The sequence below is a fragment of the Alkalibacterium sp. MB6 genome, assembly GCF_009935905.1.
Lineage (GTDB): Bacteria > Bacillota > Bacilli > Lactobacillales > Carnobacteriaceae_A > Alkalibacterium.
The window spans coordinates 1-16,197 of record NZ_PREX01000019.1 but is presented as its reverse complement, the minus strand read 5'-3'; the positions used below and the strand labels follow the sequence as shown (position 1 = coordinate 16,197).

General features: G+C 39.4%; 16 protein-coding genes. 13 read left to right on the top strand and 3 right to left on the bottom strand.

Going from position 1 to position 16,197, the window contains the following annotated elements; genetic code table 11:
• The first annotated feature begins 64 nt into the window (after nt 1-64).
• A complete protein-coding gene (rplS, locus tag C3945_RS08225; RefSeq protein WP_161879219.1) occupies nt 65-418 on the top strand; it encodes a 50S ribosomal protein L19 in 354 nt (117 codons plus the stop codon).
• Nucleotides 419-479: 61 nt separating this feature from the next.
• Here rplS and C3945_RS08220 read toward each other — a convergent pair whose 3' ends face one another.
• A complete protein-coding gene (locus tag C3945_RS08220) occupies nt 480-1,082 on the bottom strand; it encodes a hypothetical protein (protein ID WP_161879218.1) in 603 nt (200 codons plus the stop codon).
• Nucleotides 1,083-1,307: 225 nt separating this feature from the next.
• Between C3945_RS08220 and C3945_RS08215 the strand changes: the two genes are divergently transcribed.
• The 5 genes from C3945_RS08215 (at nt 1,308) to C3945_RS08195 (ending at nt 7,080) form a co-directional block, all read left to right on the top strand.
• The gene (locus tag C3945_RS08215) at nt 1,308-1,793 is read left to right on the top strand and encodes a hypothetical protein (protein WP_161879217.1); all 486 of its coding nucleotides are present in this window, start codon (nt 1,308-1,310) and stop codon (nt 1,791-1,793) included.
• Nucleotides 1,794-1,809: 16 nt separating this feature from the next.
• Nucleotides 1,810-2,232: an OsmC family protein gene (locus C3945_RS08210; RefSeq protein WP_161879216.1), complete on the top strand. Its 423-nt coding sequence runs from the start codon at nt 1,810-1,812 to the stop codon at nt 2,230-2,232.
• 132 nt (nt 2,233-2,364) lie between these two features.
• Entirely contained in the window at nt 2,365-3,078 is a 714-nt protein-coding gene (locus C3945_RS08205) for a SatD family protein (RefSeq protein ID WP_161879215.1), read from the top strand.
• On the top strand, nt 3,068-4,078 hold the full coding sequence (locus C3945_RS08200) for a hypothetical protein (protein WP_161879214.1): 1,011 nt from the start codon (nt 3,068-3,070) through the stop codon (nt 4,076-4,078). Before C3945_RS08205 ends, C3945_RS08200 begins: the two co-directional genes overlap by 11 nt.
• 107 nt (nt 4,079-4,185) lie before the next feature.
• Nucleotides 4,186-7,080, top strand: a complete 2,895-nt coding sequence (locus tag C3945_RS08195; RefSeq protein ID WP_161879213.1) for an insulinase family protein — start codon at nt 4,186-4,188, stop codon at nt 7,078-7,080.
• Between the two features lie 62 nt (nt 7,081-7,142).
• Here the strand turns inward: C3945_RS08195 and C3945_RS08190 are convergent, their stop codons facing one another.
• Nucleotides 7,143-8,573 carry a leucyl aminopeptidase gene (locus C3945_RS08190; protein WP_161879212.1) on the bottom strand — a complete coding sequence of 477 codons (1,431 nt, stop codon included), beginning with the start codon at nt 8,571-8,573 and terminating at the stop codon, nt 7,143-7,145.
• Nucleotides 8,574-8,639: 66 nt separating this feature from the next.
• Nucleotides 8,640-9,413, bottom strand: a complete 774-nt coding sequence (locus tag C3945_RS08185; protein WP_161879211.1) for an NRDE family protein — start codon at nt 9,411-9,413, stop codon at nt 8,640-8,642.
• 125 nt (nt 9,414-9,538) lie between these two features.
• Between C3945_RS08185 and C3945_RS08180 the strand changes: the two genes are divergently transcribed.
• The 7 genes from C3945_RS08180 (at nt 9,539) to C3945_RS08150 (ending at nt 16,013) form a co-directional block, all read left to right on the top strand.
• The gene (locus tag C3945_RS08180) at nt 9,539-10,102 is read left to right on the top strand and encodes a hypothetical protein (protein ID WP_161879210.1); all 564 of its coding nucleotides are present in this window, start codon (nt 9,539-9,541) and stop codon (nt 10,100-10,102) included.
• A 244-nt stretch (nt 10,103-10,346) separates the two neighbouring features.
• Complete coding sequence (locus tag C3945_RS08175; RefSeq protein ID WP_161879209.1) at nt 10,347-11,210, top strand: hypothetical protein; 864 nt, start codon at nt 10,347-10,349, stop codon at nt 11,208-11,210.
• 110 nt (nt 11,211-11,320) lie between these two features.
• Entirely contained in the window at nt 11,321-12,178 is an 858-nt protein-coding gene (locus C3945_RS08170) for an SDR family oxidoreductase (protein ID WP_161879208.1), read from the top strand.
• Between the two features lie 208 nt (nt 12,179-12,386).
• Entirely contained in the window at nt 12,387-13,118 is a 732-nt protein-coding gene (locus C3945_RS08165) for a tyrosine-protein phosphatase (RefSeq protein ID WP_161879207.1), read from the top strand.
• 107 nt (nt 13,119-13,225) lie between these two features.
• On the top strand, nt 13,226-14,254 hold the full coding sequence (locus tag C3945_RS08160; RefSeq protein ID WP_161879206.1) for a M42 family metallopeptidase: 1,029 nt from the start codon (nt 13,226-13,228) through the stop codon (nt 14,252-14,254).
• Between the two features lie 19 nt (nt 14,255-14,273).
• Entirely contained in the window at nt 14,274-15,119 is an 846-nt protein-coding gene (locus C3945_RS08155) for a patatin-like phospholipase family protein (RefSeq protein ID WP_161879250.1), read from the top strand.
• Nucleotides 15,120-15,161: 42 nt separating this feature from the next.
• Nucleotides 15,162-16,013, top strand: a complete 852-nt coding sequence (locus C3945_RS08150; protein ID WP_237585520.1) for a DUF368 domain-containing protein — start codon at nt 15,162-15,164, stop codon at nt 16,011-16,013.
• Nucleotides 16,014-16,197 lie beyond the last annotated feature (184 nt).

Below are 16,197 nucleotides of genomic sequence, written 5' to 3'. Positions count from 1 at the left end.
TTTTATTACGCAATATTCCGCTGGGACAAGCACCTAAGAGTGTTGCGCGAGAGGAGAAGATAAAATGAATCCATTAATCGAAGCTATCACAAACGAACAACTACGTTCAGATCTTCCTGACTTCCGTCCTGGAGATACTGTAAGAGTTCACGCTCGTATCGTAGAAGGCACTCGTGAGCGTATTCAGCTTTTTGAAGGCGTGGTTATCAAACGTCGTGGACAAGGAATCAGCGAAATGTATACTGTTCGTAAGATTTCTAACGGTGTAGGCGTAGAGCGTACATTCCCAGTTCACTCACCACGTGTTGCAAAACTTGAAGTGACTCGCCAAGGTCGTGTACGTCGTGCTAAATTGTACTACCTACGCAACTTACGCGGAAAAGCTGCTCGTATTCCAGAGCGCGTTCGTAACAAATAAGATGACTAATGAAAAGCTGTATTCTCTTTATGAGAGTACAGCTTTTTTGTTTGTCTTTCCGTTAAAAATTTGGATGATTCACTTTCCACCTATTGTCTTGATGGGTTAACTGGTAGACGGTTACATAGCGAGAAGAGCCAAGCTCAACGCCTATTTCGACCAATCGGTCATCTTCTGCATCACTGGCTTCTTTTACTGTCAGCTGGTCAAAGTATCGGTAAGTAAGGGCATCTTCTTTGACATCCGATGCCGCCATCCCGTCGTATAGGACAGTAGAAAATGTCTCTAAATCATCGAATTGTCCATTGTTGTACGTCAGAGCTTGAATCAATTCCACATCATCTGTCGCAAAACCATGTAAGTAAAGTAGCAAGGCAGATTCAGGTGACAGGTTAGCTAAACGTTCCTGTTTTTTATCTTCTATAAACAGTGTGGCTAGTCGTTTATCTTGTTCAGAAAGCTGTTCGAGATAGGAGAAGGGCATTGTCAATTGATTGATCAATTCTTCTTGCTGCGATACGGTCTCTTCCAAATCGGTTATACGCTGTTCTTGCTGGTTTATCGTTTCTTGTTGTTCGGCTAATAGGTCGCTTTGATCTTGATTTGTACATGCCACTAAGTTTAATGAAAGTAAACCGATAACCAATAGAATACCTTTACCCAAATGAGCAGCCTCCTAGTCAATTAATTTAAGCTCATTATACCCTTCGTGGAAGCCTTTTCCAATAGTCGTTCTAAAGATTTCAAGCCTTTCTTTTACTGTCATTAAAGGTTTCCTGATAAAGTCATGACAATTCTGTGAGAACCCTATAATTAGTAAGCGGTTTATGCTATAATTGTATTCGTGCGATGCATGAACGACTATATTTACTTATATGGAGGATTTTACATGAGCGTTATTACAGATAACTTTAAATATTTAGCACAAGACAGAAAGATTCAATTTAAAACAAGAGAAATCGAAGCGCCTATCCGCAACAAAGATGGCGAAGAAACACCCCAAAAACAGCTGATTTTCCAAACAGCTTTACGAGTGCAGAAAGATAAAGCAGTAGCTTGTGGTGTCATTATTCATGAATCAGATGCAACAAGAGTGAACTATCAAATCACTTACAATAAAATTGGATACGTGACTGACCGTAACAAAATGCCTGAAATCGTTACTGAGTTAAACGAAATCAACGCGATGCGTTCAGGATACTACCGTTTCATCGTTTCTGGAGACGGCGAAATTATCATGCGCCACTTAGGTATCACTGGTGAAGACGTTAGTCCAATGATGGATACCTTTGTTTATGGTGGACGTATTTTGGCTGCTTTGCTTCCAGAACTGGCTAAAATTGATGGAGTAGACGTTTCTCAACGCAAATCCTAAGAAAAGAGTGACTGGTTTGACTGATTATCTTTATAAAACAACTGTTCATAATACGGATGGTCTAGACGGTGTTGCTTATGTTGAAGGGGATAGAGGATTGGCTGTTGTAACGAGCAATCCATTAAAAGATACCCCAGGGACTAATCCTGAAGAGCTCTTTGGTTTATCCATTACAACATGTTTAAATGCCACTATTCAGTCATTATTAAGAGGTAGAGGGTATACCTATAAGAGCCGAGTTTCAGCTGACGTTGAAATGAGACGCGAAAGCAAAGAAGTGGGTTATTACTTCCAAGTAACAATCACTGCTTCTATAGAGGAACTGGATTTAAGTGAAGCTGAGCGATTAATCGATGCAGCTGAAAAACGCTGTCCAGTAGCCAAGCTCACAAAAGGATCCTCTACGGTAACTGTTCAAACAGTTCCTTATACTAGCTGATGGGAAGGCTCTGTAAACGATATTCGGTTTACAGAGCTTTTTTTAATAAACCATATTTAGTTGATACTTGATAATCAACTAAATATGGTTTATATTTTTAATGAGAGACATAAAGAAGAGGAGGGAAAAGACATGAGCCAGTTAAAAGTGGCTATCATTGCCGATATGATTGCATCAAAGAAAATGAAAGAACGACCGGCTATTCAAAATGTGTTGGCTCACATCATTAACGACATCAATGACCAATACAGCAGTCGACTGGAATCGAATTTAACGATTACTTTAGGAGACGAATTCCAAGGCATTGTTTCCGACGTCGAAACAGCCTTCTATTTTGTCGACCTCATCAGTCTACGGCTTCAGCTGCTGAGTTTAGAGGAAACTGGAGAAGAAGCCACTTTAAGATGGGGGATAGGGATAGGAGAATTGACTACACCTATTCAAGACAAACGCTTAAGCATTGGTTCAGACGGTCCCGCTTACTGGCATGCCAGAGAAGCAATAGAAGGGATTCATGGTCAAAATGATTACGGTCAGTCAAATGAGCGAATGATAACAGGAAAAGATGATTCCTTTTACAATAGTATTATCCGCCTTCAAAACGTCATTCGTAATGGGTGGACAACAACGCAAAAAGAAACAGCTTATTATGTATTAAAGACTTCTGGCTACAAAGAAATAGATAATCAAGCCATTCGTCTGGCATTAAATGAAGGGTTAAGCAAATCGTTCAGCAATCAAACCATCAGTAAGCGCCTCATTTCTACTAATATCAAACAATACACGCAATCCCGACGATTGCTAGCTGAAAGAATTGAAGAATGGAGACATGCCCATGTTAATTGAAGCATTAATTGCCCATATTTTTGCAGATTTATATTGCCGACCGACTAATGAAGATGATTCATTTCGTGACACTAATGAACCGTCCATCCATTATTTATGGGGAACGAGCTTGGTTTATCTAATTATTTTATTATTAAATGCGACTTCCTTTAGTTTCTACTGGACAGCACTATTTTTACTCGTGGTTCTTGGAGTAAGTGTATACGATCAGTTTTTAAAAGTTAGACTCAATCGATTTTTAAATAACAGTTTATTGACTAACACAAACCAAAGCATGCACCAGCTGTATTCAAAGAATAAAGGGATTCTATTGTTCTTACTCCATCAATTGATTAAAGTCCTTTGGATTATCATCATTGACCATTGGCTTAGTGCTGTCAGAAACCCTTTAGAGTACTTGATTGTTATTTTTGTCTCACTCATGATTATAGGGTTTTTATATTATAGACGGAACCCTCATTTTGTTCTGAATGATACAAGTCGTAGTAACTTCTATCAATACATAGCTTTATTACTCGTATCAGCGGCTATTGCTTTATTTATCAGTTTCTTGTCCTTGGAAGGCCTTAACTTGGTTGGCTCCCAGGGATTGCTTTCAGCCCCATTTATGTATCCAAATGCTTACCAATTATTCATTAGTGGTGTTCTTGTCTTATTGCTGTTAATGCGTCCAGCTAACCGCATGATTCGACTGTTTAGTTTACAATATGACCCAAAAGAAATAAAAAAAGAGTCTAGTGTTAGACGTGAAGACTCGCCGGCGTCGGGATTTAAAGGAGCAGGAGCGATGATTGGTAACTTGGAACGTCTGCTGATTTTACTCTCGTTTATATTCGGTAGTTTGCTGTCAATCGTAGCCATTCTATCCATCAAAGCCTTTGCCCGGTATAAGTTAATTGCTGAAGATCCTTACTTTTCAGAATACTTTGTTATCGGTACGATGCTCAGTGTCTTCATCACATTTGCATGTTATGTGTTGTTCCTTTTGCTACTTTTTTAAAAGAGAATACCTTCCTTTATAATTCCTTTTCATGGTATGATGTCTTAAGATAAGATTCTTATGAGAAAGATAAGAATAACATAACAATTGAAGGAGTAGAGTGATTAATGGCATTTAAAGAAATAGAAACACAAGCATTACCAGACATTCAATCCGTTGGTACGATGTATGAACACGAAGAAACAGGTGCTCACGTTTTATACATAGCCAATGATGATTCAAACAAGGCTTTTACTATTGGCTTCAAGACACCACCTTATAACGACAATGGTATCGCTCATATCTTAGAGCACTCTGTGTTAAACGGTTCAGAGAAATACCCTTCAAAAGAACCTTTTGTGGAACTGATTAAAGGGTCATTAAATACGTTCGTTAATGCCATGACTTTTTCAGATAAAACCATTTACCCAGTCGCTTCAACCAACCAAAAAGACTTCAAACATTTGATGGGTGTGTATTTGGATGCTGTCTTTAAACCAAAATTATATAACGACCCGCAGATCCTTGAACAAGAAGGCTGGCACTACCATTTGGAATCGCCTGAAGACGAACTCATTTACAAAGGTGTTGTATACAATGAGATGAAAGGGGCGACTGCTTCTCCGGAAAGACAAGTGTATAATCACTTAACTAGCCAATTGTACCCAAACAGTATTTACGCTTATGAATCAGGCGGAGATCCAAAAGCCATCCCATCTTTGACTCAAGATGAATTTATTCAGTTCCACCAAACATATTATCACCCGTCTCAGTCATTGACCGTTTTATATGGTGATTTAGACATTAATGAAGCCTTTGACGCTCTTGAAGAGTATTTTGGAGGGGTGGGTAATGAAAAAGCTGATATTGATTTATCTGTGGAGATGACTCAACCATCCGATGAGGTCTTTGAAGACACGTACTCCATTACTGAAGGGGATAACCCTGAAGGTAAAGATTATTTGGCACTAGGCTGGCATGTGGCTGAACCCGATGATGCGCTAAATAGTTATGGTCTGAAAGTACTAGCAGAGATTCTATTCGGAAATAACCAGTCACCTTTGAAAAAAGCCTTACTGGATGCTGAAATCGGTGGCGACATTAATGGCGATTCAGATGAAATAGGTTTCCCGACTGCCTTTATGATTATGGCTAAATACTCTGATGCTAAGAAAATGGATCAATTTAAACAAGTGGTAAACGATACACTGACTGACTTGGTTAATAAAGGGTTAGACAAAGAGTTAATTCAAGCAGCTATCAATAAAATTACCTTCCAAACAAAAGAGTCTGTTATTTCAGAAGACAGCCCTCGTGGTGTCATTTATGCAATAACAGCATACAGCACGTGGTTATATGATAAGAGTCCTTATGTTAACTTGTCGTTCTCACAGTACTTGGAAGAACTGGCTCGATTAGCAGAAGATGGGTATTTTGAAAATCTCATTAAAGAGAAGTTACTGGATAACCCTATGCGTATCGCTATTGCTTTAAAAGCTGAACCAGGTAAAAACGACCGCTTAGAAGCAGAGACGCATAAAAAATTACAAGAATACAAAGCAACATTATCAGAAGATGAAATCAATGAGATTGTGTCTAAAACACAGGCTTTAATCAAACGTCAAGAAACACCGGATAAGCCAGAAGACTTGGCTAAAATCCCGACGTTGACGAGAGAAGACATGACAACTGATACAGAGGATTACCCTATTGAAGTGTCGCCATTTGGAGAAGGGACATCCTTCTATCACACCCCTCAATTCACATCAGGTATCGATTATGTGGGTCTTTACTTTGACATCAAAGATTTTGAAGCAGAAGACTATAAACAATTAAGCTTTTTAAGCAGTTTACTAAGTGAATTGAGAGTCAGCTCTTATGATTCCGCAACGCTGCAAAGACAAATTGACTTGCATACCGGTGGCATTTACGGAACGGTTTCTGTTTATGAAGATACTCAAGGTGAATTGAAGCCTTACTTTATCTTACAAGGGAAAGCGTTAGAGGACTCATTAGATCAGTTACTGGCCTTAATGAAAGATATCGTAACGGATACGCAATTTGATGAGCAGTCTGATATTTTGAAACTGACTCAACGATTCATTTCAAGCTTTGAGCAAAAAGTTAACTTTAGAGCACATACGATTGCTGCAGTTCGTGCGCTGAGCCAAATTAAATCTGTTGCTAAATTAGAAGAATTAACTGACGGCATCGATCAATTTAATTATTTGAAAGAAACGCGTGACGGCTTGCAGTCCAATGACTTTGCAAAAATCAGTCAAGAACTAGCCTTAACTTTGTCTCGCTTGATGAATAAAAAACGATTGAACGTGGTCTATACGGGTGCACAGGATCGTGGTAAGTTAGTTAAAGAAAAACTGGAGAGAGTCTTTGCTGACTTGCCAAGTCAAGAATTGGAAGAGTCCGCAGTCATTGAAGCTGGCCAACGTCAAAACGAAGCCTTCGTTACTGCCCAAGACGTTAACTATGTAGCGAAAGCCGCAGATGCTAAAGGGATTCTTGACTATAATGGTGTGGCAAACTTCTTATCGACTGTTTTCCGCTATGAATTCTTATGGAATGAAATCCGTGTGAAAGGTGGCGCTTATGGTTCCTTATACCGCCACGGCAGAAATGGAAGCTTTAAACTAGCGTCTTACCGAGACCCTAATATTAGTAAAACGTTAGATGTTTACAATAAACTGCCAGAGTTTGTTGCTAACTTAGACTTATCGGAATCTGAACTCGTGAAATATATTATTGGCACACTGAGTCCACTAGAACAGCCTCAGTCGGCCATAAGTAAAGGGGTGACGGCTTTCGGACGCTTACAACGCGGGTTAACTAGCCAAGACATCGTTCGCCTGAAAGAAGAGATTCTAGCAGTTGAAGCAAACGACTTAAACACACTAGCTGATCAGTATAGAGAAGTACTGGAAGAAAGCACGATTACCGTTATAGGTAACAAATCGCAAATCGAGAAAGAGAAAGACTTGTTCGACGAAATCTATGATTTGTATTAATAAATAGCAAATAAGACGTTCCTACCTATGTGAGTTGGGTAGGAACGTCTTTTTATTGGCTATTATTTAGCTTTTACAAATTCATACAAGGTTTTAACCGGAATACCCGAAGCGCCGTCTGGCAAGTATTTATTTCCTTTGGCAGAAGAAGAGGTTCCTGCAATATCCAAGTGAATCCAAGGTGTTTCTTCAACGAAGTGCTCCAAGAAGGCAGCGGCAAACATCGTGCCAGCACCTGAAGGGTTAACGGCAATATTAACTAAATCACTGATTTTACCTTTGGTTTGTTGTTTAAAATCATCGTGAATCGGTAGTTGCCACATGTCTTCACCGGTAGATTTAGATACTGCTTGGAATTCATCCAATAAAGCTTGATCGTTTGTCATTGTACCGGTAATGTTTTTACCTAAAGCGGCAATGACTGCACCTGTCAGCGTAGCTGCGTCGATGATGCATGACGAATTCACTTTAGTTGCTGCATAATACAAGGCATCAGCTAAAATTAAACGGCCTTCAGCATCTGTATTCAATACTTCAATGGTTGTTCCTTTTAGAGAACCGATAATGTCACCGTTCTTCATTGCATCGCCAGCAATCATATTTTCTGTCGCAGCAATCACAGCCACCGCATTTTTCTGCACCTTATTATTCGCTAGGGCGTACATCGTCCCAATCATGGAAGCTGCTCCGGCCATGTCTGTTTTCATGCCTGCCATGCCTTTAGCGGTTTTAATTGCATAGCCACCACTATCATACGTCACGCCTTTTCCGACTAAAGAGACTGCCGGTTCACTGTCACCTAATGGCAAGTAACTTAGAACAATCAATCGAGGCTCTTTAACAGATGCGTGAGAAACAGCAAGTAAAGCGTCTGCGCCCATCTCTTCTAGTTGTGCTTTGTCAAAGACCTGAACGTCAACATCTGTTCCTTCAAATTTATCAAGGACTTTTTGTGCGAGCGTTTCAGGATACAAGTCATTAGCAGGGGTATTGACTAAATCTCTTGTTAAATTCACACCATCAAGTAAAGTCACGACTTCTTCAATCAATTCCGAAGCGTCATCTACCTCTGTTAAAAGGCTAACTTGTTTGAGGCTGTTCGTTTGTTTTTCTGATTTGTATGTATCGAATGTATAATCTGCATGCAAGGCACCTTCAACCATACCCTTCAACACATCCGATTCACTTAAATCTCCAACAGAATGAACTTTAAAAGAAGCTTCTGTCACTTTCACTTTATTTAGTTCTTTAGTGGCAGTGGTGGCCGCATGGACGATAGAATCTTTCGTTACCTTCGTTTCGTCACCTAAGCCAACCAATACAACATTCTCGCTGTTTGGACCTAAGTTAGTAAAGACCTCATTTGATTTCCCTTTAAAATCTAAGGTAGACGTCACGTATGAAGAAACGTCTTCACTCAACATATCCAAGCTTTGACCGTTTGAAACAAGATAAACCGTTACAGCTGTTTGTTCGCCTGTCGTAAATTGCATTCTCATTCTCCTAGTTAAATGGTTTTTAATACATAAGATTAGAATACCATTAAACAACATAAAAATCTAATGAGTTTTTAAGTTAAACGATTCTTCTGTTTCTTCCATTACTCCGTTCTGATTGTACCGAACCTCTTTAATGGTAACCCGTCCTGATTTGTGAACCAATAGGGCAGTGGTATTAACCGTTCCAAACTCGTTGCCTTTAATAAATATAGGGGAGGCACTCATCGCGTTATCATAAGTTAAACCGTCCGGCACATGGCTGATTGACTCAACCGGCACATCATCTTTGAATAAAATAATTAAGTCATCCAACCGTGGTTCAGACGTCCTGCTTAGGTAGTCTGTTAATAAAAGACGAGAGCGGTCTTTTTTGTGGTTGCTTAATTCGTCATAGGTGTTACTCACCGCATGAGTACCCGCTTGGAAGTGAGACGTGTCGTTTGTGGCGTTTGAGTACATATAAAGGTTGTCAATCGTTCCAAAAAGTAGATGATAGCTGTCATAATCAAACCGGTGATCCTTCAACTGGTTTAAGACTGCTTCCGGTTGACTATCATCTGTTAAATAGTCCTTGACTAATAAGCCACGGGACTTGGTCTCACCATTTTTTGAAAAGTCGGTAAACGGGTGGTTCGTCAAAGAAGCAAAGCGTCCTGACAGAGTAACCCCTGACCAGGTACCACCATGTTTTTTATCACGACCAGCAAGAACATGAGGAAAATCAGCCCATTGATGCAAAGGTAAACTAGGGCGTTCGTAAAACTCATCCCTGTTTTGAACAAGAATGAGAGGGTAATCGTCATTTAATTTGTATTGAAATGTCACTAGACACATGGTAATAACGTCCTTTAATAGCTAATTTTCTTTATTCATATCATAATCTTAAAAAGGGTATCCATTCAAGTCTCTTTCTTGCTAAAATAGAAAGGAGCATATTTGCAAAAGAAGGGATTGGACTCATGTCGGCTTTAACATTATTATTAAAAGAAAAGCCTTGGGCGAGGCACTATTTATTTGTGGATCCAGATTTAAAAGAGAATGATATTGTTTTCGAAGAGAATATAGTTAAGTTTAACTTTTTCATCTCGTCTATAGAAGAGGTTGAAGAAAGTAGTGATTGGGAGACTTATGCCTTGCCTAAACACCAAGCTACAGTTGAATTGCTTGCGGTATTTAAAGTGATGAGAAAAAGCGAAACAATCCTAGAAGACGAACGATTGATTTTTTTGGATGCGTTGACCTCATTTGTCCGTAACGAATTTCAAAAAGGCAGAAGTCTGGATGACCTTTTTAGAGATAAAGATGCTCTGGCCATCAGCCGACTATACCAAGTGGCCGATCAGAAATGGGCCAAGAAATATTTGACTTGGGTTCTTTATGAACTGGGAGTTATCAGTATGAGTAAAGGGCCAGATTTGTTTGGTGAAAACGACAGTGCCTCACAGACCTATACACATTTAAAACGAGCATCAAATGAAGAATGGCGCCCACAAAGGCATTTTTCAATCGATGAAAGAACATAGTAATTTATGAAAAACAAACGCGTTAAATGCATTTACAAATATATATAAATAGATTATGATTATCACAATAGTTCGATAGCGCTTGCATATCATTAAGTTAGTTAACGGAGGGGGTTATTTGCATAAGATTGTGAAGTTACACACATAAACTGTAGTTTGTACAATTTTTTGTAGCAAAGTATGAAAGGCGACTATAACTTAACTAATGCTGGCTCCTATGAACAAGCTAAGCATAGCCTTAATAATGTCAACAAATCTTAGTATTCCAAGCACGACTGTGTATGCAGAAGAAACTAACCTTAACGTACAACAATTGAAAAACGATCCAGAAGTCGAAGATATTATGGCTTTTCAAAATCAAGTGAAAGATGAAATAGGCGCTGTCTATTTTGAACATACGGGGGCACACCTGGAGAATCCAGCGTCTAGGATAAATCTTGAAGAGGCCTACAAGGTTTATATTGATGATTATTTTTTCGAAGAAATAAGTGAATCAAAATCAGTTGAAGAAAGATTAGCAGATGCGCCCGTTATATGGTACTACGAGATTCCGATAGATGAATCTTTATACTTTGTCGAAATCAGTAAAGGCAATCCGATTGATGAGTCTTTCGAATGGACAACGCAAGAGCTAAATTACCTAAAATCAATTGAAAACAAATGGCATATTTCCGGAGTAGGTTACTCCACTGAACCGACTTTTACTGTGGAAGAGACGTTGGGAGCAGTCGACACGTCTGAAATGTCCATCGAGGAGGACGTCTATCTTGTAGGTGGCATGAAGCTCATCAATTTCCCCGCCGCCATTTTAACTGAAAATCAAGAGCCTCAAGCCATCGTGCCACTTAGTGAATTAGCAATAGAAGGTACGCCAGAAGAGATGGAAGCCGTTTTACTTAGTCCCGCCGATTCAGAAATAGAGGTTTATGATTTTGAGATTCTCTGGTCAAGCATCGTGAATACCGAAGTCAGTGATAATGTCGGAGGTAGTGTGATTGATCTTAGTATGCAATATGAAGAGGAGTCGCTATCCGCCCTTTATATCTCAGGAGCTGCTTTATTAATAGGAACGGGATTAATTATACTTAAGAAGAAATCACCTAACTAACTATTTGGTTTTATATTTAATTAAATACTCTAAAAGCCTTTATATTTTTAAATAGTGAATGGTTTTTGTACACTAATGAAAGAAGCATAAATAAAAAGGGAGGCTTTTTGATGAGTACAGAAACAATTTTAATTACAGGAGCAGGGACAGGATTTGGGAAAGGCTTTGCTTTTGAGTTAGCCAAACGAGGGAAACGTGTCATTGCAACAACTGAGGTGTTGTCTCAAGTATCTGCATTGGAAAATGAAGCGGAAGAAAAAGGGCTGACCATTCAAATTGAAAAACTGGATGTCACTGATCCAAGTGACCGAGAAAAAGCTTGGGCATGGGATATTGATATCTTAGTCAATAACGCAGCTATAAAAGAAGGCGGCTCACTGATTGATATTCCAGAAGCAAATTTAACCAATCAGTTTGATGTGAATGTGTTCGGCCCTGTTCTATTGACTCAAGGCTTTTCAAAACAAATGATTAAGAGACAAAAAGGACGTATTGTCTTTGTGTCGTCTGTATCGGGTATGATGGTTAACCCATTCTCTGGACCTTATTCAGCATCGAAGTTTGCGACAGAAGCAGTGGCCAATACCTTAGCCCAGGAATTACAAGAATTCAATATCGAGGTAGCGACTATTAATCCAGGACCTTATTTAACAGGATTTAATGACAGAGAGATGGAAACGTGGAAAAGTTGGCAAGATGATCCGTCTACACGGGTATTTAACTATGATGAGATTGCTTTCCCATTTGAACAATATGACCCGATGGACGTGATTGAACCAGGTATTAAAGTGATTCTTGGTGAAACGGACACTTACAGAAATGTGATTCCAGAAGATATGATTGAACAAGTTAAAGAAGAGCAGCAGAAAGTGTGGGAGATGTCGTCGACGAAAGATTTGGGACAGCGTCATGCTATGGTTCAAAAAGCTTATGATTTAAACCCACGGACTAAAGCCGAAGACTATTAACAGAGTGAGAACAATAGACTTTGTTTTATTTAAATAAATTATTCAAACTCCCTTGTGCTGGTTACGACAAGGGAGTTTTCTGATGGAGCAAAATCGTTCACTGATTCAGCACGTATAAGTTGCATATCGACTGTGTAAATGTAAGCTATATATGTGTTACTATAGATTAGGAAATTGTTCTAAAACAAAGTAAAAAGGAGATAGTTAGATGATTGATATACATGCTCATTTACTGCCAGAAGTGGACGATGGAGCAGACTCAATAGAAGAAACATTGCGCTTAGCTCGTGCTGCGGTGAAAGAAGGCATCACACATACCGTTTTGACACCTCACCATAATCTAAACTGGTTTATTAATGAAAAAGATAAAGTGATTAAATTAACAGAGATGGTTCAAAAGGAAATCGAAGCTGCCGGTATACCATTAACTGTATCACCGAGTCAGGAGATTCGAATGAATGAAGAGTTCGCAGAAGAGATTTTAGCTGGAAACTACTTACCACTCGATCAAAAAGGAAAGTACTATTTAGTTGAGTTCTCCTGGAATGAATTCCCGGATTTCGCACGTTCTTATTTAAAGCAAATGCTCGATGCTGGAATGATTCCCATTATTGCTCATCCTGAACGTCAAAATCCATTTATTAAAAATATTGATTTGTTAAGAGAATTAATTGATATGGGCTGCTTATCTCAAGTAACGGCTTCTTCTATTACGGGCGGCTACACCAGACGCATTAGACGTGCCGCGAAGAAAATGATGAAAGAAAACTTGATACACGTCATTGCATCAGATACGCACCATCACGTTAAACGCCCACACAACATGGTTGAAGCATTAAGAATAATTGATAAGAAGTTTTCACCTGAATATAAAGACTATCTGGTTAACAATGCGACGAAGATATATAATAGTGAAGAGATTCAACCGTTTCATAAGTAATGAGCAGCTGTTGATTACAATTCATTTTGAATTTCCTCCACGAATTGGAATCATTACATCAATCAAAGAAAAGGAGTGTATGAACAAAAGGGTTCATACGACAAAGTATGTTTAAAAAAGAAGAGACACTATCGTTTTTGACAGAGTTACTATCAATCAATAGTCCAACTGGCTATACTCATCATGCGATTCACTTTTTAAAAGAAACCGTAGATGAATTGGGGTTCAAATCAGAAACGACTCCAAAAGGGAATTTGCTGGTTCACGTCGAAGGAAAAGACGCCTCTCAAACCAGAGGGTTAAGTGCTCACGTGGATACACTGGGCTTAATGGTTCGTTCCATAAACAGTAACGGGACATTAGCCTTAACCAAACTAGGTGGACCACTCACGCCAACGTTGGACGGAGAGTACAGTGATATCATTACCCGTGACGGCAAAGTCTACACTGGTACCATTTTGTCAAAATCACCTTCCATCCATGTGTTTAAAGATGCTTCCACAAAAGGACGCGACATTGATAACTTAGTGGTTAAATTAGACGAACGTGTTGAATCGAAAGAAGACGTTCAAAACTTGGGTATCCAGCATGGAGACATCATCGCTTATGATCCAAAAGTGGTCGTCACAGAATCTGGTTTTGTAAAGTCACGCTTTTTAGACGATAAAGCATCTGTATCCATTTTGATTAGTTTACTGAAGCAAATCAAAGCAGAAGAAGTAACGCCTTCGACTAACATGACGTTCATCTTCTCAACCTATGAAGAAGTCGGACACGGTGCCTCTTGGATACCAGAAAACATTACAGAACTCCTAGCCGTTGATATGGGCTGTATCGGTGAAGATTTAGCTTGTACAGAATACGATGTCTCTATTTGTGCGAAAGACTCATCCGGACCCTATGACTACGAGATGACGAGTCGCTTAATTACCTTTGCAAAAAATGAGAAATTAAATTTTGCTGTCGACATATATCCAATGTACGGTAGCGATGCGTCTGCTGCCTTATCAGGAGGGGCAAATATTAAAGCTGCTTTAATTGGTCCTGGCGTATCAAGCAGTCACGGAATGGAACGCACACACGTGGATGCCATAGAAAATACATTCAACTTACTGTGCGAGTATATAAAGAATTAAGTTAATGAAAAGTGATTCAATGTCAGTAGGGATGGTTTTAGAAGGTGGCGGCATGCGCGGTTTATATACAGCTGGCGTGTTGGATACCTTGTTAGACGAAGAGATTAAAGTCGATGGGATGGTCACTGTGTCTGCAGGTGCCTTATTTGGGATAAATTATGCCTCCCGTCAAAAAGGAAGAGCGCTTCGGTACAATTTAAACTACATAAATGACAAGCGCTATATCAGTTTAAGAAGTCTGCTTAAAACAGGTGATATGGTTAATAAGGAATTCGCCTATTATACCGTTCCATTTTCGTTAGATGTCTTTGACGAAGAGGCATTTAAGCAGTCCGGCATCGATTTCTATGCCACAATCACAAATATGGAAACAGGAGAACCTGAATATCAACTCATTACTGATCCGTTTGATCAGATGGAATATTTAAGAGCATCAGGGTCGATGCCTTTTGTATCTAAACCAGTCTCCATTAATGGGGTGAAGTATTTAGACGGTGGCGTGAGTGATAGCATACCCGTGGCAAAGGCAAAAGAACTGGGTTTTAATAAACGACTAGTTATTTTAACTCGACCACTCGTTTACCGAAAAACCCCCGCCAACGAGTTCATAATTAATTTACAGTATAAATCGTACCCTCATTTCAAAGAGAGACTAAAAACCAGATACAACAATTACAACGACACCGTTGAATCGATTAGTGCACTAGAACAGTCTAACGATATTTTTGTTATCAGACCGTCAAAAACCATTGAGATTGGTCGTTTGGAGAGAGACCCTTCCAAGTTACAAGCCATGTATGATTTGGGCGTAATGGATGCTAAAAATAGAGTGACTGACTTGAGAAATTATTTAGCTGATTCATAAGAAACAAAATAGCATTTGACACTGCTGGAAGGAGCTTAGAATGTGAACGTCAAAAAAGCAAATATAAAGAGTCCCTTTAACTGGCTCGTTCGCTTCATCAAAGGGATGTTTATTGGATCGGGTGCGATTTTACCTGGGGTAAGTGGAGGTGCTTTAGCTGCAATTTTCGGCCTGTATGAACCTATCATAGAGTTTCTATCGGATATTCGTACACACTTCACCAAAAACGTGTTGTACTTTTTACCTGTCGGATTAGGTGGCCTTTTTGGTGTGTTCGTTCTGGCAACTCCGATTGATTATGGTCTAACTCATTTCCCTGTCCATGTACTTTGGGGATTTATTGGTGCTATATTTGGGACCCTTCCTTCTTTGTACAGAGAAGCTGGCAAAGAGGGGAGAGAAAAGCGTCACATCGTTATAGCCGTGACGACAGCTGTTTTAGCTTTTTCACTCCTTATTTATGCCAATAACCATCTTGATATCGAAGTCCCTCAAACGACGCTATCCTGGCTAATAGCTGGAGGGATTTTTGCAAGCGGCATGATTGTCCCTGGCTTAAGCCCTTCAAATATACTCATTTATCTGCATCTATACCAGCCGTTAACCGCAGGCATCCGAATGCTAGACTGGTCAATCATTTTTCCTTTGGCAATAGGTGCGGTTATCGTCGTCCTTAGCTTTTCAAAACTCATGAGCTTACTCATGGATAAGGCCTATGCGACTGTTTTTCATCTCATCCTCGGCTTCGTTGTTGCTTCAACCGTCATTATTGCTCCGGACGGAATCCTTTACCAAGGTTTTCAATTAATGGATTATGTAAGTGTAGCGGCTATATTTATCGTTGGCTTACTGTTAGGGTATTGGATGGGTCAATTAGAAGAGCGATACAAATAAGTAAATAACTACCTGCATTGGCTTACATAAGCTAGTGCAGTTTTTTTATCATGGTGGAGGTCTTATGCTTTACTTTTAAAGTAAGCGGTGTCATAATAGGGGTGTTGTTTATGGCAATATAAAAGTAGATAGTATTGCAACGAAAATCTTAGAAGCTTGAACAAACAAAAAAGGCTTGCCAGCC